General features: G+C 63.8%; 20 protein-coding genes. 19 read left to right on the top strand and 1 reads right to left on the bottom strand.

The genetic code is table 11. The annotated features are described in order from the left end of the window. Nucleotides 1-510: 510 nt before the first annotated feature. From PQR02_RS26800 to PQR02_RS26710, 19 genes are all read left to right on the top strand, one after another. A complete protein-coding gene (locus tag PQR02_RS26800; RefSeq protein WP_408238383.1) occupies nucleotides 511-4,605 on the top strand; it encodes a DUF3683 domain-containing protein in 4,095 nt (1,364 codons plus the stop codon). Between the two features lie 34 nt (nucleotides 4,606-4,639). Then, the gene (locus PQR02_RS26795; protein ID WP_408238380.1) at nucleotides 4,640-5,074 is read left to right on the top strand and encodes an HIT family protein; all 435 of its coding nucleotides are present in this window, start codon (nucleotides 4,640-4,642) and stop codon (nucleotides 5,072-5,074) included. Nucleotides 5,075-5,157: 83 nt separating this feature from the next. Continuing rightward, nucleotides 5,158-5,571, top strand: coding sequence for a gamma-butyrobetaine hydroxylase family protein (locus PQR02_RS26790; RefSeq protein WP_408238377.1), 414 nt, complete (start codon nucleotides 5,158-5,160; stop codon nucleotides 5,569-5,571). Nucleotides 5,572-5,638: 67 nt separating this feature from the next. Beyond that, nucleotides 5,639-6,370 carry a bifunctional demethylmenaquinone methyltransferase/2-methoxy-6-polyprenyl-1,4-benzoquinol methylase UbiE gene (gene ubiE / locus PQR02_RS26785; RefSeq protein WP_408238395.1) on the top strand — a complete coding sequence of 244 codons (732 nt, stop codon included), beginning with the start codon at nucleotides 5,639-5,641 and terminating at the stop codon, nucleotides 6,368-6,370. A gap of 38 nt (nucleotides 6,371-6,408) precedes the next feature. Beyond that, entirely contained in the window at nucleotides 6,409-7,398 is a 990-nt protein-coding gene (locus tag PQR02_RS26780) for a Tim44 domain-containing protein (protein ID WP_408238374.1), read from the top strand. Between the two features lie 179 nt (nucleotides 7,399-7,577). Next, nucleotides 7,578-8,222 carry a ubiquinone biosynthesis accessory factor UbiJ gene (locus tag PQR02_RS26775; protein ID WP_408238371.1) on the top strand — a complete coding sequence of 215 codons (645 nt, stop codon included), beginning with the start codon at nucleotides 7,578-7,580 and terminating at the stop codon, nucleotides 8,220-8,222. A gap of 15 nt (nucleotides 8,223-8,237) precedes the next feature. Next, nucleotides 8,238-9,815 carry a ubiquinone biosynthesis regulatory protein kinase UbiB gene (gene ubiB / locus PQR02_RS26770; protein WP_408238368.1) on the top strand — a complete coding sequence of 526 codons (1,578 nt, stop codon included), beginning with the start codon at nucleotides 8,238-8,240 and terminating at the stop codon, nucleotides 9,813-9,815. Nucleotides 9,816-9,856: 41 nt separating this feature from the next. Continuing rightward, the gene (locus PQR02_RS26765; RefSeq protein ID WP_408238365.1) at nucleotides 9,857-10,480 is read left to right on the top strand and encodes a methyltransferase domain-containing protein; all 624 of its coding nucleotides are present in this window, start codon (nucleotides 9,857-9,859) and stop codon (nucleotides 10,478-10,480) included. Nucleotides 10,481-10,660: 180 nt separating this feature from the next. After that, nucleotides 10,661-11,047, top strand: coding sequence for an FmdB family zinc ribbon protein (locus PQR02_RS26760; RefSeq protein WP_408238362.1), 387 nt, complete (start codon nucleotides 10,661-10,663; stop codon nucleotides 11,045-11,047). Between the two features lie 76 nt (nucleotides 11,048-11,123). Next, nucleotides 11,124-11,789: a DUF502 domain-containing protein gene (locus PQR02_RS26755; RefSeq protein ID WP_408238359.1), complete on the top strand. Its 666-nt coding sequence runs from the start codon at nucleotides 11,124-11,126 to the stop codon at nucleotides 11,787-11,789. Nucleotides 11,790-11,853: 64 nt separating this feature from the next. Then, entirely contained in the window at nucleotides 11,854-13,653 is a 1,800-nt protein-coding gene (gene aspS / locus PQR02_RS26750) for an aspartate--tRNA ligase (RefSeq protein WP_408238356.1), read from the top strand. Nucleotides 13,654-13,827: 174 nt separating this feature from the next. Beyond that, nucleotides 13,828-14,331, top strand: a complete 504-nt coding sequence (gene nudB, locus PQR02_RS26745) for a dihydroneopterin triphosphate diphosphatase (protein ID WP_408238392.1) — start codon at nucleotides 13,828-13,830, stop codon at nucleotides 14,329-14,331. Then, the gene (gene clsB, locus PQR02_RS26740) at nucleotides 14,328-15,587 is read left to right on the top strand and encodes a cardiolipin synthase ClsB (protein ID WP_408238353.1); all 1,260 of its coding nucleotides are present in this window, start codon (nucleotides 14,328-14,330) and stop codon (nucleotides 15,585-15,587) included. Before nudB ends, clsB begins: the two co-directional genes overlap by 4 nt. A gap of 274 nt (nucleotides 15,588-15,861) precedes the next feature. Further along, nucleotides 15,862-17,424: a tetratricopeptide repeat-containing glycosyltransferase family protein gene (locus PQR02_RS26735; protein ID WP_408238389.1), complete on the top strand. Its 1,563-nt coding sequence runs from the start codon at nucleotides 15,862-15,864 to the stop codon at nucleotides 17,422-17,424. A 439-nt stretch (nucleotides 17,425-17,863) separates the two neighbouring features. Further along, nucleotides 17,864-18,463 (top strand): TetR/AcrR family transcriptional regulator, encoded by a 600-nt coding sequence (locus PQR02_RS26730; protein ID WP_408238350.1) that lies wholly within the window; start codon nucleotides 17,864-17,866, stop codon nucleotides 18,461-18,463. Between the two features lie 98 nt (nucleotides 18,464-18,561). Then, complete coding sequence (locus PQR02_RS26725; protein WP_408238347.1) at nucleotides 18,562-20,349, top strand: acyl-CoA dehydrogenase C-terminal domain-containing protein; 1,788 nt, start codon at nucleotides 18,562-18,564, stop codon at nucleotides 20,347-20,349. A gap of 116 nt (nucleotides 20,350-20,465) precedes the next feature. Then, nucleotides 20,466-22,901, top strand: a complete 2,436-nt coding sequence (locus tag PQR02_RS26720; RefSeq protein ID WP_408238344.1) for a 3-hydroxyacyl-CoA dehydrogenase/enoyl-CoA hydratase family protein — start codon at nucleotides 20,466-20,468, stop codon at nucleotides 22,899-22,901. Between the two features lie 301 nt (nucleotides 22,902-23,202). Beyond that, nucleotides 23,203-24,402 (top strand): acetyl-CoA C-acyltransferase, encoded by a 1,200-nt coding sequence (locus PQR02_RS26715; RefSeq protein ID WP_408238341.1) that lies wholly within the window; start codon nucleotides 23,203-23,205, stop codon nucleotides 24,400-24,402. 117 nt (nucleotides 24,403-24,519) lie between these two features. Beyond that, on the top strand, nucleotides 24,520-25,290 hold the full coding sequence (locus PQR02_RS26710) for an enoyl-CoA hydratase (protein WP_408238338.1): 771 nt from the start codon (nucleotides 24,520-24,522) through the stop codon (nucleotides 25,288-25,290). A 53-nt stretch (nucleotides 25,291-25,343) separates the two neighbouring features. Here the strand turns inward: PQR02_RS26710 and fdhD are convergent, their stop codons facing one another. After that, a complete protein-coding gene (gene fdhD, locus PQR02_RS26705; protein WP_408238335.1) occupies nucleotides 25,344-26,183 on the bottom strand; it encodes a formate dehydrogenase accessory sulfurtransferase FdhD in 840 nt (279 codons plus the stop codon). Nucleotides 26,184-26,192 lie beyond the last annotated feature (9 nt).

Here is a 26,192-nt window from a genome sequence, read left to right as displayed (position 1 = left end):
GAGGCCATGCGGGTGGCGCGATGCGCGTTGTGAGACGGGAAAGGGTCAATGATAGCGCCAACGGTGGGCGCGCTGGCCTTCCGCTGATCCGCGAAAGCCGTGCCCCAGAGGGCTGCCCGACCGTTCGGTCAGTCAATTCTCCGCATGCGCGCCGCAAGGCGATTCCACGCGAAAACGTGCAAAGCCCCGTCACAGCTCCGATTGCAGCCATCAACGCGGGGCGGAATGATGCGGTAGAATTCCGTTTTGGAATAAGGATCGGAAGATGCACTGGCAGCCTCGGATCGCCCACTTGATGCCCGTCCCGCGTGAGTCTTGTCCCGCGGCGGAGCGTCACGTCCGCCACGCACGATCGTGTAGTTATATCTGAGCGCCGCGAAGCGACCGACGTGGGTAGGCCGTCTGGTGTGCTTCGCTCCCTAGAAGATTTCCAGGCATTGCGCCCCACGCGCACCGTCAGCCGACGCCTCATTAAAAAGCGCGCGCGGTTGACCTACAGAGTCGTCCAACATGAACGCACCTCAAGTTTTCGATCCGAACGGGGCCGCCGCTGCGGTGGCCGCCGATCCCGAAGCGCGTCTGCGCGAAATTCCCTATAACTACACGTCGTTTTCCGACCGGGAAATCGTCATTCGCCTGCTGGGCAACGACGCGTGGTCGGTGCTCGCCGAACTGCGCGCGGAACGCCGCACCGGCCGCTCGGCGCGGATGCTGTACGAAGTGCTCGGCGATATCTGGGTGGTGCGCCGCAATCCGTACCTGCAGGACGATCTGCTCGACAATCCGAAGCGTCGCGCGCTGCTGATCGAAGCGCTGCATCACCGTCTGTCCGAGATCGAGAAGCGCCGCCGCGCCGATCTGGTCGAACATGGCGACGAAGCGGGCGTGGACCGTGCCGCCCGCGTCGAAATCCTGGTGCAGGCCGCGCGCCGCGCGGTCGACGAGTTCGCGAGCGAATTCCAGAAGACCTACGATCTGCGCCGCCGCGCGACCAAGGTGCTGGGCAAGGTCACGGAAAAGGACAACATCAAGTTCGACGGGTTGTCGCGCGTGTCCCACGTGACCGACGCCACCGACTGGCGCGTCGAATACCCGTTTGTCGTGCTCACGCCGGACACCGAGGCCGAAATCGCCGGCATGATCAAGGCGTGTTTCGAACTGGGTCTGACCGTGATTCCGCGCGGCGGCGGCACCGGCTATACGGGCGGCGCGGTGCCGCTCACGCCGTTCTCGGCCGTCATCAATACCGAAAAACTCGAACAGCTCGGCGCGGTCGAGATGACCGAACTGCCGGGCGTCGATCGCAAGGTCGCAACGATTTTCTCCGGCGCGGGCGTCGTCACGCGCCGCGTCACCGAAGCGGCGGAGCAGGCCGGCTTCGTGTTCGCAGTCGACCCGACCTCGCTGGATGCTTCCTGCGTCGGCGGCAACGTCGCGATGAACGCGGGCGGCAAGAAGGCCGTGTTGTGGGGCACGGCGCTCGACAACCTCGCGTGGTGGCGCATGGTCGACCCGGAAGGCAACTGGCTCGAAGTCACGCGCCTCGACCACAACATGGGCAAGATTCACGACATCGAAGTCGCGCGTTTCGAGCTCAAGTGGTTCGACGGCAACTACGCCCCGGGCGAAAAACTATTGCGCACCGAATCGCTCGACATCAAGGGCCGCGTGTTCCGCAAGGAAGGTCTCGGCAAGGACGTCACCGACAAATTCCTCGCCGGCCTGCCGGGCGTGCAGAAGGAAGGCTGCGACGGGCTGATCACGTCCGCGCGCTGGGTGCTGCACAAGATGCCCGCGCACACGCGCACCGTCTGCCTCGAATTTTTTGGCCAGGCGCGCGAGGCGATTCCGAGCATCGTCGAAATCAAGGACTATCTGTTCGAGACGTCGCGTCAGGGCGGCGCGATTCTCGCGGGCCTCGAACATCTGGACGAGCGCTATCTGCGCGCGGTCGGCTACGCGACCAAGAGCAAGCGCAACGCGTTTCCGAAGATGGTGCTGATCGGCGACATCGTCGGCAATGACGCGGACGCGGTCGCGCAGGCCACCTCGGAAGTCGTGCGGATGGCCAACGGCAAGAGCGGCGAAGGCTTCGTCGCGGTCAACGCCGAGGCGCGCAAGCGGTTCTGGCTCGACCGGAGCCGCACCGCGGCGATCGCCAAGCACACCAACGCGTTCAAGATCAACGAAGACGTGGTGATCCCGCTCGACCGCATGGGCGAGTACACGGACGGCATCGAGCGGATCAACATCGAGCTGTCGATCAAGAACAAGCTGCAACTGGTAGACGCGCTCGAAGCGTTCTTCAAGGGCGGCAAGCTGCCGCTCGGCAAGAGCGACGACGCCAACGAAATCCCCAGCGCCGAGCTGCTCGAAGACCGCGTGCAACAGGCGCTCGATCTGCTCGCGCGCGTGCGCACGCGCTGGGAATTCCTGCGCGACAAGCTCGACCTGTCGGTGCGCGAAGCGCAGCACTATCTGGTCGGCCTCGGCTACGAAGCGCTGGCGGAGAAGTTCGCCGACCGCGCCGACCAGCAACCCGACGCGACCGTGTTCCACATCACGCAGGACCGCACGATCCGCGTGTCGTGGAAGCAGGAAATCCGCGCTGAATTGCGGCAGATTTTCAACGGCGGCGAGTTCAAGCCGATCCTCGAAGAAGCCCAGGCGATCCACAAGCAGGTGCTGCGCGGCCGCGTGTTCGTCGCGCTGCACATGCACGCGGGCGACGGCAACGTGCACACGAACCTGCCGGTCAACTCCGACAACTACGAGATGCTGCAGGACGCGCACACCGCGGTCGCGCGCATCATGAAGCTGGCGCGTTCGCTCGACGGCGTGATTTCCGGCGAGCACGGCATCGGCATCACCAAGCTCGAATTCCTGACCGACGAAGAGATCGGCGAATTCCGCGCGTACAAGCAGCGCGTCGATCCGCATGGCCGCTTCAACGCGGGCAAGCTGCTCGAAGGCGCGGACCTGCGCAACGCGTACACGCCCAGCTTCGGCCTGATGGGCTACGAATCGCTGATCATGCAGCAGTCCGACATCGGCGCGATTTCCGAGTCGATCAAGGACTGTTTGCGTTGCGGCAAGTGCAAGCCGGTCTGCGCGACCCACGTGCCGCGCGCCAACCTGCTGTACAGCCCGCGCAACAAGATTCTCGCCACCTCGCTGCTGGTGGAGGCGTTCCTGTACGAAGAGCAGACGCGCCGCGGCGTGTCGATCAAGCATTGGGACGAGTTCAACGACGTCGCCGATCACTGCACCGTGTGCCACAAGTGCGTGACGCCGTGCCCGGTGAAGATCGACTTCGGCGACGTCACAATGAACATGCGCAACCTGCTGCGCAAGTTGGGCAAGAAGAAGTTCAACCCGGGCAACGCGGCGGGCATGTTCTTCCTGAACGCCACCAATCCGCAGACCATCAAGCTCGCGCGCACCGCGATGATGGGTGTCGGCTACAAGGCGCAGCGTCTCGGCAACGAGGTGCTGAAGAAGTTCGCGAAGAAGCAGACCGCGCATCCGCCGGCCACGGTCGGCAAGCCGGTGGTCACGCAGCAGGTGATCCACTTCATGAACAAGAAGATGCCGGGCAACCTGCCGAAGAAAACCGCGCGCGCGTTGCTCGATATCGAAGACAACAAGATCGTGCCGATCATCCGCAATCCGAAGACGACCACCGCCGATACGGAAGCGGTGTTCTACTTCCCGGGCTGCGGCTCCGAGCGGCTCTTCTCGCAGGTCGGTCTGGCGACTCAGGCGATGCTGTGGGAAGCGGGCGTGCAAACCGTGCTGCCGCCGGGCTACCTGTGCTGCGGCTATCCGCAGCGCGGCTCGGGCCAGTTCGACAAGGCCGAGCAGATCGTCACGGATAACCGCGTGCTGTTCCACCGCGTCGCCAATACGCTGAACTATCTCGACATCAAGACGGTGGTGGTGTCGTGCGGCACCTGCTATGACCAGCTCGCCGGCTATGAATTCGAGAAGATCTTCCCCGGCTGCCGGATCATCGACATCCACGAGTACCTGCTGGAAAAGGGCATCAAGCTCGACGGCGTGAACGGCGTGCGCTACATGTACCACGACCCGTGCCACTCGCCGATCAAGACGATGGACCCGGTCAAGCTCGTCAATCAGCTGATGGGTTCGGAGAAAGACGGCTACAAGATCGAGAAGAACGATCGTTGCTGTGGCGAATCAGGCACGCTCGCGGTGACGCGTCCCGACATTTCGACACAAGTCCGTTTCCGCAAGGAAGAAGAGATTCGCAAGGGCGCGGCCAAGCTGCGCGGCATTCCGCTCGTGGCGGAAGCCGGCGCGAACGCAATCAATCCGGCCAATGCCTCGGCCGGCGCGGCGGGCGCGCCCAACGGCTCCGTGCTCAAGGCCGGCGACGGCCCGCAGCCGAACGGCGCCACCGAGGTGAAGATCCTGACGAGCTGCCCGTCCTGCCTGCAAGGGCTGTCACGCTACAACGAGGACGCGAACACCGAGGCGGACTACATCGTCGTCGAGATGGCGCGCCACGTGCTGGGCGAAGAATGGATGGCGGACTACGTCCAACGGGCGAACAATGGCGGAATCGAGCGCGTGCTGGTTTAATGGCACGACTGACGATTTTTGCCTGAGGACGACGATGGACTGCGTTTTTTGCCGTGAAGATGGCGGCGATGTGCTGTGGCAGGACGACGCCTTGCGTGTCGTCCTCGCCGACGAACACGACTACCCGGGCTTTTGCCGGGTGATCTGGAACAGGCACGTCGCCGAGTTTTCCGATCTCGCCGCCGACGAGCGCGATCGCGTGATGAAGGCCGTGTATGCGGTCGAGCGTGCGATCCGGCGCATCATGCATCCGGTCAAGGTGAATCTGGCGAGCCTCGGCAACCAGGTGCCGCACGTGCACTGGCACGTGATTCCGCGTTTTTCGAACGACGCTCATTTTCCGCTGCCCATCTGGGCGCCGCGCCAGCGCACGGTGTCCGAAGCGATGCTGTCGTCGCGCCGCGCGCAAGCCACGTTGCTGCGCGAAGCGGTGCGGCAGGAAATCGAACAAGCTCCTACTCCTAGCTGAGCGCCCTCTAACCTGTCGCTTCGCGCCAGGCCCCGAACGGGGCGACACCCTAGAGCGGCCCGGCGTTTCCTTATGAGGCCATCATGAGCGGATTGACCCCTGAGACCCCGGTGCCCACCGGCGTGGTTGTGCATTCAAAATCGCGCGTGCTCGAATTGCAGTACGCAAGCGGCGAATCATATCGCTTGCCGTTCGAACTGCTGCGCGTGTATTCGCCGTCAGCGGAAGTGCAGGGCCACGGCCCCGGCCAGGAAACCCTGCAGACCGGCAAACGCGACGTGACGATCACGATGGTCGAAGGCGTCGGCAACTATGCGCTGCAGCCCACTTTCTCCGACGGGCATGCCACCGGCATCTATTCGTGGGACCTGCTGTACGACATGGCGGTGCGCCAGGATGAACTCTGGCGCGACTATCTCGCCAAACTGCAAGCGGCCGGCGTCGACCGCGATACCCCCATGGTGCCATCCGGCGCTGCGCACGGGCACTGTCACTGATACGATTCGCCCCGATCGCCGCACCGATGCGGCTCCATATTTCAGAATACGCGAAAGGACGAGCGCGATGAGCAAAACCCACTTCGGCTTTCAATCGGTCGACGAACAGGAAAAAGCGCAGAAGGTGGCGGGTGTGTTCCACTCGGTTGCCGCCAACTACGACTTGATGAACGACCTGATGTCGGGCGGGTTGCACCGGGCGTGGAAGATGTTCACGATCGCCCAGGCGAACGTGCGGCCGGGCTACAAGGTGCTCGACATCGCGGGCGGCACGGGCGACCTGTCGAAGGCCTTCGCGAAACAGGCGGGGGAGAGCGGCGAAGTCTGGCACACCGACATCAACGAATCGATGCTGCGCGTGGGCCGCGACCGTTTGCTGGACAAAGGCGTCATCACCCCGGCGCTGCTCTGCGATGCGGAGAAAATTCCGTTTCCGGACAATTACTTCGACGTGGTCACCGTGGCATTCGGCTTGCGCAACATGACGCATAAAGACGTCGCGCTGGCGGAAATGCGGCGCGTGCTGAAACCGGCGGGCCGGCTGCTCGTGCTGGAATTTTCGAAGGTATGGGATCCGCTCAAGAAGGTCTACGATGTGTATTCGTTCAAGGTATTGCCGTGGCTTGGCGAACGCTTTGCGAAAGACGCCGAGAGCTATCAGTACCTGGCGGAATCGATCCGTATGCATCCGGATCAGGAAACTTTGAAAGCAATGATGGAACAAGCAGGCCTGGACGGCGTCAAATATTACAATTTGTCAGCTGGCGTGGTAGCTTTACATGTGGGGACCAAATACTAGGGCCCCTACCCCATCGTTTTTTAAAGGAAAGTACGAAAATGTCCGATTCAGGTGTGTTATCTCCCCGTAGGGTTGGGCGATCGCTGGTGAGAAGAATCGGACTGATCGCGATGGTCGGTCTGATCATGGCCGGCTCTCTCGCCTCGCTCGACGCGGAAGCTCGCCGCATGGGCGGTGGCCGTAGTTTCGGCCGTCAGTCGAACACTGTGCAGCAGCAAAATCAGGCGACGCCGTCGCAACCCTCCCAAAGCAATCAGGCGATGCAGCAGCGCGCGCAACCGGCGCCCGCGCCGACACCGGCCGCGCCTAACCGCAACCGCTGGCTCGGCCCGATCGCCGGCCTGGCCGCCGGTCTCGGCATCGCGGCCTTGCTGTCGCACTTCGGCATGGGCGAGGCGTTCGCCGGCATGATGGCTAACGTGATCATCATCGCGTTGATCGCGATGGTCGTCATCTGGCTGATCCGCCGCTTCACGGGCCGCAAGCGCGATGCGGCGCAACCTGCGTATGCGGGCGCTTCGCCGTCGCTGAACGCCGGCAGCTCCGGCTACGTGCAGGAACCTCGCTACAGCGCGCCGCCCACCGGCTCCTATCTGGAACCGCAGGGCAACCCGCTGAGCACGCCGTCCATCAACCCCGCGCCAGTGGTGCCGGCCGGCTTCGATTCGGAAGCGTTCCTGCGTAATGCCAAGGTGTATTTCGTGCGCCTGCAAGCCGCATGGGACATGGGCAACGTCGAAGACATCCGCGAATTCACCACGCCGGAAATGTTCGCCGAAGTGCGGGTCGATCTCGCTTCGCGCGGCACGGAGTCCAATCAGACCGACGTGGTGCAATTGAACGCCGAACTGCTGGGCGTCGAAGAGCGCGCGACCGAATACTTCGCGAGCGTGCGCTTCTCTGGCCTGATTCGCGAAGCGCCGGGCGCGGCGGCCGAGCCGTTCGTCGAGGTCTGGAATCTGTCGAAGGGGAATCGCGCCGGCGAAGGCTGGTTGCTTGCCGGTATCCAGCAGGTGGCGCAGCACTGAGCAAGTAGCGGCGTCGAGCCGGGACAAAGCCGCGCGGGCCGCGCTCCAGCCGGTGCGAGTTGTGCTGATTTTGCGCATATCGTTGGCCGTTCGGCATAGCGGGCCACGAAGCGAACGGACGTTACAATAGGAACCCGCGCGAGCACCTCGTTCGCGCGGGTTTTTTCTTGCCACTTTCGATGACCCTCGCCGCCAAGCCCTTCGCCGCTGCTGTCAATCATCTGCTCGCCCGCGAATCGTGGGCTCGTGGGCGCCTCGCTCCTTACGCGGGCAAGACCGCCCGTCTTTCATGTCCACCGGTCGACCTGACGCTACTGGTGCAACCGGACGGCTATCTGACCGCGGTCAGCGAAACCGAAACGCACCAGTTCGACGTGACCGTCTCGGTCCCGTCCGACGCGCTGCCGGCCTTCATGCAAGGCGGCCAGGCCGCCGTCATGAAGCATGTGAAGATCGAAGGCGACGCCGAGTTTGCCACCGTGATCGCGAAGCTTGCCGAGCATCTGCGCTGGGAGCCGGAGGAAGATCTGGCGAAGCTGATCGGCGACGGGCCGGCCTGGCGTGTGGCGTCGGTCGTGCGGACGGTCGGCGAGCATGTGCAGCGCACCGGCCGCAATCTGCTCGACACGGCCGCCGAATATTTGCTCGACGAGAATCCGCAACTGGTGCGCCGCGCCGCGCTAGCGGATTTCAACGTCGAACTGGCGCGCGCGCGCGACGCTCTGGCGCGCGTTGAAAAACGCATCGAGCGTCTTGAACAGAAGGTCGAAGCCCGCGGCGCCAATGCGCCGGGCGGCGCCGCCACGTCGCGCGGCACGCGCTAGTCACCGGGCACAACTATGCGTTTTCTGCGTTTCTTCAAGATTTTTTTCACGGTCATCCGGTTCGGTCTCGATGAAATGATGCTGAGCCGCATCAATGACCGGCGCGTGCGTCTGCTGTTGCGTATCACCACGATCGGCCGCAAGTTCGACGCGCCCCCGGGCGTGCGCCTGCGGCTCGCGCTCGAAAGTCTCGGGCCGATCTTCGTCAAGTTCGGCCAGGTGCTGTCCACCCGGCGCGATCTGCTGCCGGTCGACATCGCCAACGAACTGGCGAAGCTCCAGGATCAGGTGCCGCCGTTCGACTCGGCGGTCGCGATCGGGATCGTCGAGAAGTCGCTCGGCGCACCGGTCGATGTGCTGTTCGACGATTTCGAACGGGTGCCGGTGGCGAGCGCGTCGATTGCCCAGGTGCACTTCGCGAAAGTGAAGGCCGGGCAGCACGCCGGCAAGGCCGTCGCGGTGAAAGTGCTGCGCCCGAACATGCTGCCGGTGATCGACTCCGATCTCGCGCTGCTGCGCGACATCGCCGTGTGGGCGGAGCGCCTGTGGGCCGATGGCAAGCGCCTGAAGCCGCGCGAGGTGGTCGCCGAGTTCGACAAGTACCTGCACGACGAACTCGACCTGATGCGCGAGGCGGCCAACGGAAGTCAGCTGCGGCGCAACTTCGCCGGGCTCGATCTGCTGATGGTGCCGGAAATGTACTGGGAGTTCTGCACGCCCACGGTGCTGGTGATGGAGCGCATGGTCGGCGTGCCGATCAGCCAGGTCGAGACGCTGCGGGCGGCCGGCGTCGACATTCCGAAGCTGGCGCGCGAAGGTGTCGAGATTTTCTTTACCCAGGTGTTCCGCGACGGCTTTTTCCACGCCGACATGCACCCGGGCAACATTCAGGTGAGTCTCGATCCGGCACACTTCGGCCGCTATATCGCGCTGGACTTCGGCATCATCGGCGCGCTGTCGGACTTCGATAAGAACTATCTCGCGCAGAACTTCCTCGCGTTCTTCAAGCGCGACTACCACCGCGTCGCCACGCTGCATCTGGAGTCAGGCTGGGTGCCGCCGACTACTCGGGTCGAAGAACTCGAAAGCGCGATCCGTGCGGTCTGCGAGCCGTATTTCGACCGCGCACTCAAAGACATTTCGCTCGGCCAGGTGCTGATGCGCCTGTTCTCGACCTCACGGCGCTTTAACGTCGAAATTCAGCCGCAACTGGTGCTCCTGCAAAAGACCATGCTGAACGTGGAAGGGCTGGGCCGCTCGCTCGATCCTGAGCTGGATTTGTGGAAGACGGCGAAGCCGTATCTCGAACGCTGGATGAACGAGCAGATCGGCTTGCGCGGCTGGTACGAGCGCCTGAAGATCGAAGCACCTCAATGGAGCAAGACGCTGCCGCAGTTACCGCGCCTGATCCATCACGTGCTGGCCCATCGCCACGAGAGCACGCGCGGCGCGAACGACGACATGATTCGCCAGATTCTGCTCGAGCAGAAGCGTACCAACCGGCTGTTGCAGGGGTTGCTGATGTTTGGCGTGGCGGTCGGCGTCGGCGCCGTGCTGGCGCGGGCGTTTCTGGCATTGGCTTACGGCGGTTGATTGCGACCCAGGCAACCCACACAACCCACGCGAGACATCCGATGAGCGACCCGACCGAACCATCCTCGCCCGAATTCACGACCCGCGACCCGAACTCGCCGGCGTTCTGGGACGAGCGCTTCGAGCGTGGCTTCATGCCGTGGGATCAGGCGGGCGTGCCCGCCGCGTTCCGCGCGTTCGCCGAGCGACATAGCGGCGCCGCCGTGCTGATTCCGGGCTGCGGCAGCGCGTACGAAGCAGTCTGGCTCGCCAGTCGAGGCAACCCGGTTCGCGCGATCGATTTCTCACCGGCCGCCGTCGCGGCGGCGCACGAGCACTTGGGCGCCCGGCATGCGCAGCTAGTGGAGCAGGCGGATTTCTTCACCTACGAGCCGCCTTTCACGCCCGCATGGATTTACGAGCGTGCGTTTCTTTGCGCGTTGCCCCCGGCCCGCCGCCCCGACTACGCGCGCCGGATGGCCGAACTGCTGCCAGGCGGCGCGCTGCTCGCAGGATTCTTCTTCGTCGGCGCGACACCGAAAGGGCCGCCGTTCGGTATCGAACGCGCCGAACTCCACGGGTTGCTCACGCCTGACTTCGAGCTGGTCGAAGACGAACCCGTAACCGATTCGATCCCCGTTTTTGCCGGACGTGAGCGCTGGCTCACGTGGCGCCGCCGCGCCTGAAGGCGCGCGGCCGCGTTCGAACGCGGCGTGGGCCGCCCTTGATTCGACTGCGGCCGCCCCAAACTGGCGCAACGGCGGTCGCGTCGAGCATCGGTTCCCGAAATTCGCGGAACGGATATCGTTTGCGGCTATAATTCAAGGCTTTGCAAGCGTTTACAAGAATTCAGTAGGGAATAGTTCATGCCGATCTACGCTTATCGTTGCGAGTCATGCGGCTTCGGGAAGGACGTGCTTCAGAAGATCAGCGACCCCCAGTTGACGCAGTGTCCCGAGTGCGGGAAAGACACCTTTCGCAAGCAGGTCACTGCCGCCGGTTTCCAGTTAAAGGGCTCCGGCTGGTATGTAACCGATTTCCGCGGCGGCAATGGCGGCGCGAGCGCGCCGGCCACGCCCGACGCGAATGGCGCGTCCAATGGCGCGAGCGAGAACGCGGCCGCCACTAACGGCGCCGCCAAATCCGACGCGGCCCCGGCCGCGGCCGGTTCATCGAGCGCAGCCGCTTCGCCGGCTGCGCCTGCTGCCGCCCCGGCCGCCTCGACGAGTGCGAGCGGCGCCGGCAGCGCCTAGTGGCATTGCCGCCCCTCGGGGGCGGCGCACACACCGCGCGTTGGGTTTCGGCCCGCGCGGCTTTCTGGCGGTACACATGACGACGAAAAAAACGACGCTCAAATCGGTGTTCCTGACTGGCCTGCTGGTGCTGGTGCCTCTGGCTATCACACTGTGGGTGCTCGGTCTGATCATCGGCACGATGGACCAGACGCTGTTGCTGCTGCCAACGTCCTGGCAGCCGGAACGCGCAATCGGCTACCGTCTGCCCGGCCTCGGCGCGGTGCTGACGCTCGCGTTCATCTTTGTTGTAGGGCTGTTGACGCAGAACTTCATTGGGCAGAAGCTCGTGAAGTGGTGGGAACTGCTGGTCGCCCACATTCCGGTGGTCGGCCCGCTCTACACCAGCGTCAAGCAGGTGTCCGATACCTTGTTGTCGAGCAGCGGCAACGCTTTCCGCAAGGCGCTCCTGATCGAGTACCCGCGCCGCGGCTCCTATACGATTGCGTTTCTGACCGGCATTCCCGGCGGTGACGTGGTCAACCACCTGAAAGAAGATTACGTCAGCGTGTATGTGCCGACCACGCCGAACCCGACGTCCGGCTTCTTCCTGATGGTGCCCAGAAACGAAGTGATCGAGCTCGACATGACCGTCGACGCCGCGCTCAAGTACATCGTCTCGATGGGCGTCGTGGCGCCGTCCGCACCGCCGACGCCGGCGCCGGCGCCTGTGCGCGGCACGACCGTCGAGCCTCCGCTGTAATGCCGGCGCGCAGTGTTCAACTGCGGCGCGCCGTTCAACCAATGCAAAACGAAAGACAAACATCATGTCGATGAGATCTGAATACTGCGGTCTGGTGACCGAAGAACTGCTGGGCCAATCCGTCTCGCTGTGCGGCTGGGTGAGCCGCCGCCGCGACCATGGCGGGGTCATCTTCATCGACCTGCGCGATCGCGAAGGGCTCGTCCAGGTCGTCTGCGACCCGGATCGCGCGGAAATGTTCAAGGCCGCCGAAGGCGTGCGCAACGAGTTCTGCCTGCAGATCAAGGGCGTGGTGCGCAGCCGTCCGGAAGGCACGACCAACACCGCGCTCAAGAGCGGCAAGATCGAAGTGCTGTGCCACGAGCTGATCGTGCTGAACCCGTCGATCACGCCGCCGTTCCAGCTCGACGATGACAACCTGTCGGAAACCACGCGTCTCACGCACCGCGTGCTCGACCTGCGCCGTCCGCAGATGCAGCACAACCTGCGTCTGCGTTACCGCGTCGCGATCGAAGTGCGCAAGTATCTGGACGAGCAAGGCTTCATCGACATCGAAACGCCGATGCTCACGAAGAGCACGCCGGAAGGCGCGCGCGACTACCTGGTGCCGTCGCGTACGAACCCGGGCCAGTTCTTCGCACTGCCGCAGTCACCGCAGCTGTTCAAGCAACTGCTGATGGTGGCGAACTTCGATCGCTACTATCAGATCGTCAAGTGCTTCCGCGACGAAGACCTGCGCGCCGACCGTCAGCCGGAATTCACGCAGATCGACTGCGAAACCTCGTTCCTGTCGGAACAGGAAATCCGCGATCTGTTCGAAGCGATGATCCGCCACGTGTTCAAGCAGACGATCGGCGTCACGCTGGACGAGAAATTCCCGGTCATGCTGTATTCGGAAGCGATGCGCCGCTTCGGTTCGGACAAGCCGGATCTGCGCGTGAAGCTCGAATTCACCGACCTGACCGATGCCGTCAAGGACGTCGACTTCAAGGTGTTCAGCACGCCGGCCAACACGAAGGACGGCCGCGTCGCGGCGATCCGCGTGCCGAAGGGCGGCGAGCTTTCGCGTGGCGACATCGACAGCTACACGGAATTCGTGCGCATCTACGGCGCGAAGGGTCTCGCGTGGATCAAGGTCAACGAGGTCGCGAAGGGCCGTGACGGTCTGCAAAGCCCGATCGTCAAGAACCTGCACGACGAAGCGGTCAAGGCGATCATCGAGCGCACCGGCGCACAAGACGGCGACATCATTTTCTTCGCGGCGGACCGCGCGAAGGTGGTGAACGACAGCCTGGGCGCACTGCGTCTGAAGATCGGCCACTCGGAATTCGGCAAGGCCAACGGCCTCGTCGAGTCCGGCTGGAAGCCGCTGTGGGTGATCGACTTCCCGATGTTCGAGTACGACGAGGAAGACAACCGCTACGTCGCCGCGCATCACCCGTTCACGAGCCCGAAGGACGAGCACCTCGAGTATCTGGAAACGGATCCGGCGCGCTGCCTCGCGAAGGCCTACGACATGGTGCTGAACGGCTGGGAAATCGGCGGCGGTTCGGTGCGTATCCATCGTGAAGAAGTGCAGAGCAAGGTGTTCCGCGCGCTGAAGATCAATGCGGAAGAAGCGCAAGCCAAGTTCGGCTTCCTGCTCGACGCGCTGCAATACGGCGCGCCGCCGCACGGCGGTATCGCGTTCGGTCTGGACCGCATCGTCACGATGATGGCCGGCGCCGATTCGATCCGCGACGTGATCGCGTTCCCGAAGACGCAACGCGCGCAGTGCTTGCTCACTCAGGCGCCGAGCGAAGTGGACGAGCGCCAGTTGCGCGAGTTGCACATCCGTCTGCGTACGCCGGAACCGAAGGCGTAAGTCATGGCTTGAGGCAAGTGAATGCTGTCTGAAAACGACAGCAGGAGCATACGAAAAAGGCGCTTGATGCGCCTTTTTCGCTTTTTGCGTTACAGTCGAAGCAACTGCTTTCGACCGCTCATTGGACTCATCGTCGACATGTACCGCGCAAGCGCCGCGCCCAGTTTTTCCGCCATGCCGAAACCGCCGAAAATTCCGCAATCCGTACTCGTCGTCATCCATACGCCCGCGCTCGATGTGCTGCTGATCGAGCGCGCCGATCATCCGGGGTTCTGGCAGTCGGTGACGGGCTCCAAAGATCAGCTGGACGAACCGCTCGTCGCAACGGCCGTGCGCGAAGTCGCAGAGGAAACCGGCATCGTGGTCGGCGGCGCAGTGGTGCCGCACAGCGCGTTGTTCGACTGGCAATATTCGATCGAATACGAGATCTATCCGGAATTCCGCCATCGCTATGCCGAGGGCGTGATCCACAACACCGAGCACTGGTTCAGCGTGCAGGTGCCCGAGCAGCTCGAAGTGACGCTGGCACCGCGCGAGCACACTGCGTTCCTGTGGCTGCCCTACGAAGAGGCGGCGTCCCGCTGCTTTTCGTCGTCGAATGCCGATGCGATCTTGCAGTTGCCGAGGCGGCTCGGCGCGCGTCGCCCCGCCGGGCCTGCGGCGGAGCCTCGCCGATGAGCACACGCGGCGCGGGCCGTTTCGCGCGACTGCGGCATGCGCTGCTCGGCCGGCGCTATTGGCAACGTTACCGCTTCACGAGCGGCAACGATGTTCGACTGCTGCGTTCGGGCGACGAGTTTTTCAGCGCGCTGATAGGACGTATCGACGCCGCGCAGCAGGACGTGGTTCTCGAAACCTATATCTTCTGCCACGACAAGGCCGGCCAGGCGGTCAGCGCGGCGTTGCTGCGCGCGGCCTCGCGCGGCGTGAGGGTGCGCGTGATCACCGACGGCATCGGCACCGCGCGTCTGCCGATGTTCAACGAGTGGCCGGTTGCCGGCATCGACCATCGCATTTACAACCCGCATCTGTTTGGCCACTTCGGCTTTTCGCGCACGCACCGCAAGCTGGCAGTCATCGACGATCAATTTGCATATTGCGGCGGCATCAACATCGTCGACGACTACGAGAACAACGGCGAGAGGCTGCCGTACCGGCGCTGGGACTTCGCGGTCGAATTGCATGGGCCGGTGGTCGCCGACGTCCGCCAGGCGTTCGAGGTGCAATGGCGGCGGATTCAGCTCGGGCATCGTCCGCTGCATTCGCTGCAGCCGGACCTCGGGCCGCAGACTTCCGCATCGCTCGGCAGCTTGCGGCGGCGCCGCCGCCGCCGTAACGAGGAACTGTGGGCGGGCGGCCGGCCCTGTGTCGCATTCGTCGCGCGAGACAACCTGATCAACCGCCGCGCGATCGAAAAGGCGTATCTGGCCGCGATCGGCCAGGCGCGAAACGAAATCCTGCTCGCCAATCCGTACTTCATGCCGGGGCGCAAGCTGCGGCGCGCGCTGGTGTTCGCGGCGCGGCGCGGCGTGGTGGTGAAGCTGATCATCGGGCGCAAGGAGTTCAAGGCGCTCGACTATGCGGTGCGGTTCCTGTATCACGCGTTGCTCAGGGCTGGCGTGCAGATCGCGGAGTACGAGAAGACGCTGCTGCATGGCAAGGTCGCGGTGGTGGATTCGAACTGGGGGACCGTGGGCTCGTCGAACCTGGACGCGCTGAGTCTGATGCTCAACAACGAGGCGAATGTGGTGCTGGTGAACGACCCGTCGATCAACGCGCTGCGCGAGGCGATTCTCGATGCGTTCAAGGACTCGCGCCGTATCGATGAGGCGCACTACGAATCGCGCCCGGCGGGCGAGCGGGCGCTGAGCTGGTTGGCTTATACGAGCTATCGGGTGGCGATGAAATTGTTGACGGTGGGTGGTTACGATTAGGCGATTGTGCCGCGCGCAAGGTGATGGGAGCCGAGCGAGGCGGCTCATGGCCGGCAGAGCCGCCTGGCGCGGCCGGCACATCACGACGCATTTCAGAACGCTCCTAAAGACTCCCCGCAGTAGCCCCACCATAATCTCTGCTTGATGGAAATCGCACGGCCCGCCGCGTCACGCGCGCCGCTGAAACCCTGTTCATCATCAACCCGTGTTCGCCGCCGGGTTCGTGCCGCTCACGGTGGCCGGACCGGCGCGTCATGGACGCTCGCTCGTCAAAATGCGCGTTCCTCCGACTATCCACCCCGACGACACGTCGAGCCTTCACGACGAAGCCATGGCGGCCTATCAAGCGGGTCGCCTCGACACGGTACAGATGCTGGCCGATCGAATTCTCGGGCAGGATGGCGAGCATGTCGGGGCTATCCATCTGCAAGGCCTGCTCGCGCTTGCGTCGGGCCACACGCAAAGCGCGCGGCGCTGGCTCGAACGCGCCATCCAGCTTCGTCCCGAGCCGATCCTGTACAACACGCTCTACGCGATTCAACTCAAACTCGGCGACTTTCCGGGTGCCGTCGACAGTCTGCGGCAAGGGCTCGCGTTGCAGCCGGACTTCGCCGCGCTCCACTACAACCTCGCGTTGACGCTGCAACATCTCGGCAAGCTCGACGAAGCGGCAATCAGCTACCGTCGAACGCTCGAAATCGAGCCGACCCATTCGGCGGCGCATAACAACCTCGGGCGTAGCTATGCGGACCTCGGCGCGTTGGAGGATGCCGAGCGGCACTACCGGCGCGCCATCGAGTTATCGTCCGCCAATCTCGTCGCGCGCAACAACCTGGCGATGACTTTGCTCGCGACCGGCCGCTATGAAGACGCGTGGCCGTATTTCGAAGACCGCTGGGTCAGCTTCAAGCTGTCCGATGGACGACCCGCGCAGGCGCCCGTGCAAGTGGCGCTGCCGCGCTGGTCGGGCGAGGCGCCGAGCGCTCCGCTCGCCGTGCGCTCGGGGCGTGCGCGCGGCGAACGTCTGCTGGTCCTCAACGAGCAAGCCTATGGCGACAGCCTGCAGTTCGTGCGCTACCTGCCGATGGCGCTCGAGCATTTTTCCGAGGTCGGCTATGTGTGCCCACGGCCGTTGCGGCGCCTGTACAAGCAGTCGTTGTGCGTACGCTGGCCGGGCCTGATTTTGCTCGACGAGGTGCAGGACGTGAGCAGCTGGGACCGCTATTGTCCGCTGCTGTCCCTGCCGATGGCGTTCCAGACACGGCTGACCACCATTCCGGCCGCGCTTCCCTATCTGCATGCCGACGCTCAACGCGCCGCGCAATGGCGCGCACGGCTCGAAGCGCTGCCGGACACGCGGCATTTACCGCGTGTCGGCGTGGTGTGGGCGGGCGGCCATTCTGGCGTCGCGTTGGACCGGCTGCGCAGCCGGCAGGTTGCGCAGCTCGCGCCGCTGTTTGCGCAGCGCCACGTGCACTGGATCAGCCTGCAAAAGAGCGAGGATCCCGCCAAGCTCGCCGACCCGGCCAGCCACGCACGTCTGACCGACTGGACCCATCAACTGACGGATTTTGCTGATACCGCTGCACTGATCGACAACCTCGATCTGGTGATTTCCGTGGATACCTCGGTGGCGCATCTTGCCGCCGCAATGGGCAAGCCGGTCTGGCTGCTCAACCGCTTCGCGGGCTGCTGGCGCTGGCTGCGCGGCCGGGACGACAGTCCCTGGTATCCCGGCCTGCGTCTTTTCACGCAGACGCAGCGCGGCGACTGGGACACTGTGCTGGAGCGGGTCGCCGCGGCGCTGCGGCAGCGCTTCCCGGCGGTTGCTGAATGACGGTTGCTTGCGCTGCGGCGAGCCTCTCGCTCGTCACGCTAGCCGTCAGGCCGTCGTTTTGAGCGCGCTGGCAACGGCCCCCCCTGTAAAGCCGACCTCTCGCTCGCAGCCGCCATCCACGGTGGCTGCATTCGCAATTTCTCGAACAGCCGTGTGCCAACCCCTTCGCTGTTCATCAAATCCTTCTTGATTTCCCCCCACTTGCTGCATCATGTCGGCCGGTTGCGACAATCGGCAAGGCAAGCACCCGGAATGGCAATCCTTGTGTCAAGGCAAACGCCTCTAAAAAATCTGATTCGTCTGATTGACGGATGCCGCAGAATTGAAGCCGGTTAGAAACCGGTTTCTAATAAAGTCCTTGTTTCGCGGACGGCAGCGCTCAATAATAGTACGGCCGTTCGATTTTCTTTCGGTCACATTAGAACGGTAAAAAACAGCTATGCGAAAAGGCGAACAAACGCGAGTCGCGATTCTCGATGCGGCACTTGATCTGGCAAGCCGCGACGGACTGGAAGGTCTGACTATCGGCCTGCTTGCCGAGCGCATGCAGATGAGCAAGAGCGGGGTGTTCGCGCATTTCGGATCGCGCGAGGATTTGCAGGTCGAAGTCGTGCGCGAATATCACCGTCGTTTCGAAGACGAGGTGTTCTTTCCGAGCTTGCGCGAGCCGCGTGGCTTGCCGCGCTTGCGCGCGATGATTTCCCGCTGGATCGAGAAGCGCATCCAGGAAGTCACCACCGGTTGCATCTACATCAGCGGCGCCGTCGAATACGACGACCGCGCGGATAACCCGGTGCGTGAGCAACTGGTGTCGAGCGTGACGATCTGGCGTGCGGCGCTCACGCGCGCGATTTCGCAGGCAATGGAAGAAGGGCATCTGCGCGCCGACACCGATCCGCAGTTGATGCTTTTCGAACTGTACAGCTTCACGCTCGGCCTGCATCACGATGCGCGCTTCCTGCACTTGCCGGATGCGGTGCGTCTCACGTGGGCCGCGCTGGAAAAACTGATTGTTTCGTATCAAAGCGAAAGCCGTTAGCAGCGTCGCTGGAAATCAACCGCATTTAGCGGCGCAGAAAGTTCCGGTCCACGGACTCAGCTAACAGCCCGGCTTCTTGTCAAACTTTGGAGAGAGTCATGGGACAGTACGCCGCGCCGCTGCGCGACATGCAATTCGTGTTGCACGAGCTGCTTAACGTGGAAGCCGAGATCAGGCAGATGCCGAAGCACGCCGATCTCGACGCCGATACGATCAACGCGGTGCTCGAACAGGCCGGCAAGTTCTGCTCCGAAGTGCTGTTCCCGCTCAATCAAAGCGGCGACCAGGAAGGCTGCACGTACGTCGGCGACGGCGTCGTGACTACGCCGAAGGGCTTTAAGCAAGCGTATCAACAGTATGTCGAAGCCGGCTGGCCCGCCTTGGGCTGCGATCCGGAATACGGCGGCCAGGGGCTGCCCGCCTTCGTCAACAACGCGCTCTATGAAATGCTGAATTCGGCTAATCAGGCGTGGACGATGTACCCCGGCCTCTCGCACGGCGCGTATGAGTGTCTGCATGCGCACGGCACGCCCGAGTTGCAGCAGCGCTATCTGCCGAAGCTGGTCGCAGGCGTCTGGACCGGCACGATGTGTCTGACCGAGCCGCATTGCGGCACCGACCTCGGCATTCTGCGCACCAAGGCCGAGCCGAACAGCGACGGCTCGTACGCGATCAGCGGCACGAAGATCTTCATCTCCAGCGGCGAGCACGATCTCGCGGAAAACATCGTTCACCTGGTGCTCGCGCGGCTGCCGGATGCGCCCACGGGCACCAAGGGCATATCGCTCTTCATCGTGCCGAAGTTCGTGCCGAACGAAGCGGGCGAGCCGGGCGAGCGCAACGGCGTGAAGTGCGGCTCGATCGAACACAAGATGGGCATTCACGGCAACGCGACCTGCGTGATCAATCTCGACAACGCGAAGGGCTGGCTGGTCGGCGAGCCGAACAAAGGCCTGAACGCGATGTTCGTGATGATGAACGCCGCGCGCCTGGGCGTCGGCATGCAGAGCCTAGGTTTGACCGAGGTCGCGTACCAGAACTCGCTCACGTACGCGAAAGAGCGTCTGCAGATGCGTTCGCTGACCGGCCCGAAGGCGCCGGAAAAAGCCGCCGACCCCATCATCGTGCATCCCGACGTGCGCCGCATGCTGCTCACGCAGAAGGCCTACGCCGAAGCCGCGCGCGCGTTCTCGTACTGGTCCGCGCTGCATATCGACAAGGAACTGTCGCACGGCGACGAAGCGGTGCGCAAGGAAGCCGCCGATCTCGTCGCGCTGCTCACGCCGATCCTGAAAGCGTTCCTGTCGGACAACGCGTTCGAAAGCACCAATCACGCCATGCAGATCTACGGCGGCCACGGCTTCATCGCCGAGTGGGGCATGGAGCAGTATGTGCGCGATGCGCGTATCAACATGATTTACGAAGGCACCAACGCGATTCAGGCGCTCGACCTGCTCGGCCGCAAGATTCTCGGCGACATGGGCGTGAAGATGAAGACGTTCGGCAAGCTCGTGACGGAATTCGTCGAAGCCGAAGGCATCAAGCCGGAGATGCAGGAGTTCGTCAACCCGCTCGCCGACATCGGCGAAAAGGTGCAGAAGCTCACGATGGAAATCGGCATGAAGGCGATGCAGAATCCGGACGAAGTCGGCGCCGCGGCCGTGCCGTATCTGCGCACCGTCGGCCATCTGGTGTTCTCGTACTTCTGGGCGCGCATGGCGCGCATCGCACTGGACAAGGAAGCATCGGGCGATCCGTTCTATAAGGTCAAGCTCGCCACCGCGCGCTTCTACTTCGCGAAGCTGCTGCCAGAAACGGCGATGACGATCCGTCAGGCGCGCGCCGGTTCGAAGTCGCTGATGGACATCGAAGAAGCGCTGTTCTAACGCTTCCACCTCAAAGCAGGCGCCGCGCGTGTCGCAGCCGCGGCGCCCCACCTGCCACACATCGCGAAGCGTCCATGAAACTTCGCGACATCCGCATCAATTCCCGGAGGAACGACGTGAGCAATCTGATCATTCGCAAGGTAGCCGTGCTCGGCGCCGGCGTGATGGGCGCGCAGATCGCCGCGCACCTGATCAACGCCAAGGTGCCCGTGCTTCTGTTTGATCTGCCCGCCAAGGAAGGCCCGAAGAACGCGATCGCGTTGAAGGCGATCGAGAATCTGAAGAAGCTGTCGCCCGCGCCGTTCGGCGTGAAGGACGACGGGCAATACATCCACCCCGCCAATTACGACGACGACATCGCGAAGCTCGCCGAGTGCGATCTCGTGATCGAAGCGATCGCCGAACGGATGGACTGGAAGCACGACCTGTACAAGAAAGTCGCGCCGCACATCGGACCGAACGCGATCTTCGCGACCAACACGTCCGGCCTGTCGATCACGGCGTTGTCGGAAGGTTTCCCGGATGAACTGAAGGCGCGCTTTTGCGGCGTGCACTTCTTCAATCCGCCGCGCTACATGCACCTGGTCGAATTGATTCCGACCACGACGACGCGCCCCGACATTCTCGATCAACTCGAAACGTTCCTGACGAGCGTGGTCGGCAAGGGTGTCGTGCGGGCGAAAGACACGCCGAACTTCATCGCCAATCGCGTCGGCGTTTTCTCGATCCTCGCCGTTATCACGGAAGCCGAGAAATTCGGTCTGCGCTTCGACGAAGTGGACGACCTGACCGGCTCGCGCCTGGGCCGCGCGAAGTCGGCCACGTTCCGTACCGCCGACGTGGTCGGTCTCGACACGATGGCACACGTGATCAAGACGATGCAGGACACGCTGAAGGACGACCCGTTCTTCCCGGTCTACGAAACGCCGGCCGTGCTGGCCGAACTGGTGAAGAAGGGCGCGCTGGGTCAGAAGACCGGCGGCGGTTTCTACAGGAAGGAAGGCAAGGCGATCAAGGTGCTCGACCCGAAGACGGGCGAGTACGTCGACGGCGGTGCGAAGGCGGACGAACTGGTCGGCCGCATCCTGAAACGTCCGCCGGCGGAGCGTCTGAAGCTGCTGCGCGAATCGCAGCATCCACAGGCTCAGTTCCTGTGGGCGATTTTCCGCGACGTGTATCACTACATCGGCGTGCATCTGGAGTCGATCGCTGACAACGCGCGTGACGTCGATCTGGCGATCCGCTGGGGCTTCGGCTGGAACGAAGGCCCGTTCGAAGGCTGGCAGACCGCCGGTTGGAAGCAGGTCGCCGACTGGGTCCAGGAAGACATCGCGGCGGGCAAGGCGCTGTCGAACGTGCCGCTGCCGCCGTGGGTGCTCGAAGGTGTGGTGGCGGAAAAGGGCGGCGTGCATACGAACGAAGGTTCGTGGTCGCCGGCTTCGAAGACCTTCGTGCCGCGCTCGTCACTTTCCGTGTACGACAAGCAGGTGTTCCGTGCGCCGCTCGCCGGCGAAACCGCGGCTGATCCTAAGACCTACGGCAAGACGCTGTTCGAAACCGACGCCGTGCGCGCATGGGTCGACGATCGCGCGGGCGAGAACGACGTGCTGATCGTGTCGTTCAAGAGCAAGATGAACACGATCGGACCGTCGGTGATCGACGGTCTGACGCAGGCCATCGAACTGGCCGAACAGGACTACAAGGGCCTCGTGGTGTGGCAGCCGACGTCGCTGAAACTCGGCACGCCGGGCGGCCCGTTCTCCGCCGGCGCCAATCTCGAAGAAGCGATGCCCGCGTTCATGATGGGCGGCGCGAAGGGCATCGAGCCGTTCGTGAAGAAGTTCCAGCAAGGCATGTTGCGCGTGAAGTATGCGAGCGTGCCGGTGATCTCGGCGGTGTCGGGCATCGCGCTCGGTGGCGGCTGCGAGCTGGCGCTGCATAGCGCGAAGCGGGTCGCACACTTCGAAAGCTATATGGGTCTGGTGGAAGTCGGCGTGGGTCTCGTGCCCGCCGGCGGCGGCCTGAAGGAAGCGGCGCTGCGCGCGGCGGAAGCCGCCACGCAGGTCGGCGCGACCAGCGACCTGCTGAAGTTCCTGCAGAAGTCGTTCGAAAACGCCGCGATGGCGAAGGTCTCGGCCTCCGCGCTCGACGCCCGCGCAATGGGCTATCTGAAGCCGTCCGACACGATCGTGTTCAACGTGTTCGAACTGCTCGATGTCGCGAAGAAGGAAACGCGCGCGCTCGCCGCGGCGGGTTATCGTCCGCCGCTGCGGGTCGCGCAGGTGCCGGTGGCGGGCCGCTCGGCGGTCTCGACTATCAAGGCATCGCTTGTCAACATGCGCGATGGCCGTTTTATCAGCGAGCATGACTTTCTGATTGCCAGCCGCATCGCGGAAGCGGTGTGCGGTGGGGATGTGGAAGCGGGCAGTCTGGTCGATGAGGAATGGCTTCTGCAGCTCGAGCGCCGAGCATTCGTCGAGCTGCTCGGCACGCAGAAGACGCAGGAACGGATCATGGGCATGCTGCAAACCGGCAAGCCGGTGCGCAATTGAGCGACGACGTGACAGCAAACATATGCATGGGATGGGAGTAAGCGCTGGAGCGCTAACTCCCATCGACCGCGATAAGACTGCATGGGACAGGAGTAAGCGCTAAAGCGCCAACTCCGGTCGACCGCGATAAGACTGCATGGGACCGGAGTAAGCGCTAAAGCGCCAACTCCGGTCGACCGCGATAAGACTGCATGGGACAGGAGTAAGCGCTAAAGCGCCAACTCCGGTCGACCGCGATAAAGACCGCATGGGATGGGAGTAAGCGCTAAAGCGCTAACTCCCATCGACAAAGGAGCTTCAAATGGCAAAGCAATTGCAAGACGCATACATCGTCGCCGCGAGCCGCACGCCGATCGGCAAGGCGCCGCGCGGGATGTTCAAGAACACGCGGCCCGACGAACTGCTGGTGCACGCAATCAAATCGGCCGTGGCGCAGGTGCCCGGGCTCGACACCAAGGTGATCGAAGACGCGATCGTCGGTTGCGCGATCCCGGAAGCGGAACAGGGGCTGAACGTCGCGCGTATCGGCGCGCTGCTGGCCGGCTTGCCGAACACGGTCGGCGGCGTCACGGTGAACCGCTTCTGCGCGTCGGGCCTGACCGCGCTGGCAATGGCCGCCGACCGCATCCGTGTCGGCGAATCGGACGCGATGATCGCAGGCGGCTGCGAATCGATGAGCATGGTGCCGATGATGGGCAACAAGCCGTCGCTGTCGCCGCATATCTTCGATCGCAACGAGGACATCGGCATTGCGTACGGCATGGGACTGACCGCCGAGAAAGTCGCCGAGCGCTGGAAGATCAGCCGCGAAACACAGGACGCGTTCTCGGTCGAATCGCACCGCCGCGCGATCGCCGCGCAGCAGGCCGGCGAATTCAACGACGAAATCGCCGCGTACACGATCACCGAACGCTTCCCCGATCTCGCGACCGGTGAAGTGCGCGTACAGACGCGCGAAATCTCGCTCGACGAAGGCCCGCGCGCGGACACGTCGCTCGAAGGTCTCGCCCGGCTGCGCGCGGTGTTCGCGAACAAAGGCTCGGTGACGGCGGGCAACAGCTCGCAAACGTCGGACGGCGCGGGCGCGTTGATCGTCGTGTCGGAAAAGATCCTCAAGGAATTCAACCTGACCCCGCTCGCGCGCTTCGTCAGCTTCGCCGTGCGCGGCGTGCCGCCGGAAATCATGGGCATCGGCCCCAAGGAAGCGATTCCGGCCGCGCTGAAGGCCGCCGGGCTGAAGCAGGACGACCTCGACTGGATCGAACTGAACGAAGCCTTCGCCGCGCAATCGCTGGCGGTGATTCAGGACCTGGGTCTGGACCCGTCGAAGATCAACCCGCTGGGCGGCGCGATCGCCCTCGGCCACCCGCTGGGCGCGACGGGCGCGATTCGTGCGTCGACGGTGGTGCATGGCCTGCGCCGCCGCAACTACAAGTACGGGATGGTGACGATGTGCGTCGGCACCGGGATGGGCGCGGCGGGCATCATCGAGCGTCTATAAGCCGGTTCACACGGTGAGTCCCGCAGTGATTCCTTGACGAGCGCAGAACGGTTCGCAGGCCATGAGGCTTGCGAACCGTTTTTACTTTCTCAGCAACAGCATGAGGAGATGAAGGAGATGACGATGGATATTCTGGTCGAACGCGCCGATGGCGTGCTGACGATTGCCTTCAACCGGCCCGGCAAGAAGAACGCGATTACGGCCGCGATGTATCAGTCGATGGCCGACGCGCTGGTTGAGGCGCACGGCGACCCGTCGGTGCGCGCCATTCTGATTCGCGGCAGCGCGGGCATCTTCAGCGCCGGCAACGATCTCGAAGATTTCATGAAGACGCCGCCGATGGGCGAAAACGCGCCGGTGTTCCAGTTCCTGCGCGCGATCAGCTCGGCGGAGAAGCCGGTGGTGGCGTCGGTGGCGGGACCGGCGGTCGGCGTCGGCACGACCTTGCTGCTGCATTGCGATCTGGTCTATGCGGCCGATACCGCGAGCTTTTCGCTGCCGTTCACGCAACTCGGGCTGTGTCCGGAAGCGGCGTCGAGTCTGCTGTTGCAGCGCGTGGCCGGCTATCAGGCCGCGGCGGAAAAGCTGCTGCTCGGCGAGGCGTTCGACGTGGCCGAGGCGCACCGCATGGGTTTCGTGAATCGCGTGCTGCCGGCCGCCGAGGTCGATGCGTTCGCCGCCGCGCAGGCCGCGAAGCTGGCTGCGTTGCCGGCGTCGTCGTTGCGCGTGACGAAGAGTTTGATGAAGCACGCCAGCCACCAGGAACTGCAAACGCAGATGACGGACGAAGCGGTGCACTTCGGCAAGATGCTGCTCGCGCCGGAAGCGCGTGAGGCGTTCAAGGCGTTCTTCGAGAAGCGCAAGCCGGACTTCAGGCAGTTCGACTGAGGCGCCGCCTCTGAGCGGCGAGGCAGCGGGAACCGTCGTCACGCTTCATTCATTCAAGTCCGCGCTGGCTGCAACGTGTCGTAGTCGACGAAGCTGCCTTCGCGGCAGAAGCTGACGAGCCGCACGCCCGCCTTGCGGGCAATCGCAATCGCCAGCGACGACGGCGCGGAAATCGTGGCGACCATCGGCACGTCGACGCGCGCGGCCTTGCGCACCAGCTCGTAGCTCGCGCGGCTCGACAGAAACACGAAGCCGTCGCGGGTATCCGCGCGATCGAGCACGAGCTGGCCGATCAGCTTGTCGAGCGCGTTGTGACGGCCGACATCCTCGAACGCGTAACGGATCGCGCCCGCCGCGTCGCACCATGCGGCTGCGTGCAGGCCGCCCGTCAGCCGCGTCAGTGCCTGGTGCCCGGGCAGTTCGCGGGCGGCGCGCGCAATCGCATCCGGCGCGAGCCGTTGCAGGAAGCCGGTGTCGGGCACCCGCTCCGGCTTCAGGTCGAGCAGATCGATGCTTTCGATTCCGCACACGCCGCAGCCGGTCCGCCCGGCCAGCGCGCGGCGTTTCTCCTTCAGCGCGACGAACGCCTGTTGCACCACCTGCAGTTGCACTTCGGCGTGCGGCAATTCGTCGTCGTCATGCAGCTCGACCTCGATATCCTGAATGTCGCTGCCGCGCTCGACAATCCCTTCCGAAATCGCGAATCCGACCGCGAACGCTTCGAGATCGCGCGGCGTGCACATCATCACCGCGTGCGAAATGCCGTTGAAGACGAGCGCGACCGGCCACTCCTGACCGACATGATCGGTGACGGTTTCGACCGCCGCGCCGCGATGCCGGTGCACCTGGCGCTCCACCGCGCCCGGCTGTCCGGCTGTTTCCTGTTCGTTCAAGCTGCTTTC

Source organism: Paraburkholderia sediminicola, assembly GCF_046026895.1.
Taxonomy (GTDB): domain Bacteria; phylum Pseudomonadota; class Gammaproteobacteria; order Burkholderiales; family Burkholderiaceae; genus Paraburkholderia; species Paraburkholderia sediminicola_C.
Note: the sequence above shows the minus strand (reverse complement) of the source record. Positions and strands in the feature narration are given on the sequence as shown.

Bases quoted from the DNA above. Each gene is read 5' to 3' on its own strand.
- PQR02_RS26800 (WP_408238383.1), top strand. From the start codon at position 511: ATGAACGCACCTCAAGTTTTCGATCCGAACGGGGCCGCCGCTGCGGTG.
- PQR02_RS26795 (WP_408238380.1), top strand. From the start codon at position 4,640: ATGGACTGCGTTTTTTGCCGTGAAGATGGCGGCGATGTGCTGTGGCAG.
- PQR02_RS26790 (WP_408238377.1), top strand. From the start codon at position 5,158: ATGAGCGGATTGACCCCTGAGACCCCGGTGCCCACCGGCGTGGTTGTG.
- ubiE (WP_408238395.1), top strand. From the start codon at position 5,639: ATGAGCAAAACCCACTTCGGCTTTCAATCGGTCGACGAACAGGAAAAA.
- PQR02_RS26780 (WP_408238374.1), top strand. From the start codon at position 6,409: ATGTCCGATTCAGGTGTGTTATCTCCCCGTAGGGTTGGGCGATCGCTG.
- PQR02_RS26775 (WP_408238371.1), top strand. From the start codon at position 7,578: ATGACCCTCGCCGCCAAGCCCTTCGCCGCTGCTGTCAATCATCTGCTC.
- ubiB (WP_408238368.1), top strand. From the start codon at position 8,238: ATGCGTTTTCTGCGTTTCTTCAAGATTTTTTTCACGGTCATCCGGTTC.
- PQR02_RS26765 (WP_408238365.1), top strand. From the start codon at position 9,857: ATGAGCGACCCGACCGAACCATCCTCGCCCGAATTCACGACCCGCGAC.
- PQR02_RS26760 (WP_408238362.1), top strand. From the start codon at position 10,661: ATGCCGATCTACGCTTATCGTTGCGAGTCATGCGGCTTCGGGAAGGAC.
- PQR02_RS26755 (WP_408238359.1), top strand. From the start codon at position 11,124: ATGACGACGAAAAAAACGACGCTCAAATCGGTGTTCCTGACTGGCCTG.
- aspS (WP_408238356.1), top strand. From the start codon at position 11,854: ATGTCGATGAGATCTGAATACTGCGGTCTGGTGACCGAAGAACTGCTG.
- nudB (WP_408238392.1), top strand. From the start codon at position 13,828: ATGCCGAAACCGCCGAAAATTCCGCAATCCGTACTCGTCGTCATCCAT.
- clsB (WP_408238353.1), top strand. From the start codon at position 14,328: ATGAGCACACGCGGCGCGGGCCGTTTCGCGCGACTGCGGCATGCGCTG.
- PQR02_RS26735 (WP_408238389.1), top strand. From the start codon at position 15,862: ATGCGCGTTCCTCCGACTATCCACCCCGACGACACGTCGAGCCTTCAC.
- PQR02_RS26730 (WP_408238350.1), top strand. From the start codon at position 17,864: ATGCGAAAAGGCGAACAAACGCGAGTCGCGATTCTCGATGCGGCACTT.
- PQR02_RS26725 (WP_408238347.1), top strand. From the start codon at position 18,562: ATGGGACAGTACGCCGCGCCGCTGCGCGACATGCAATTCGTGTTGCAC.
- PQR02_RS26715 (WP_408238341.1), top strand. From the start codon at position 23,203: ATGGCAAAGCAATTGCAAGACGCATACATCGTCGCCGCGAGCCGCACG.
- PQR02_RS26710 (WP_408238338.1), top strand. From the start codon at position 24,520: ATGACGATGGATATTCTGGTCGAACGCGCCGATGGCGTGCTGACGATT.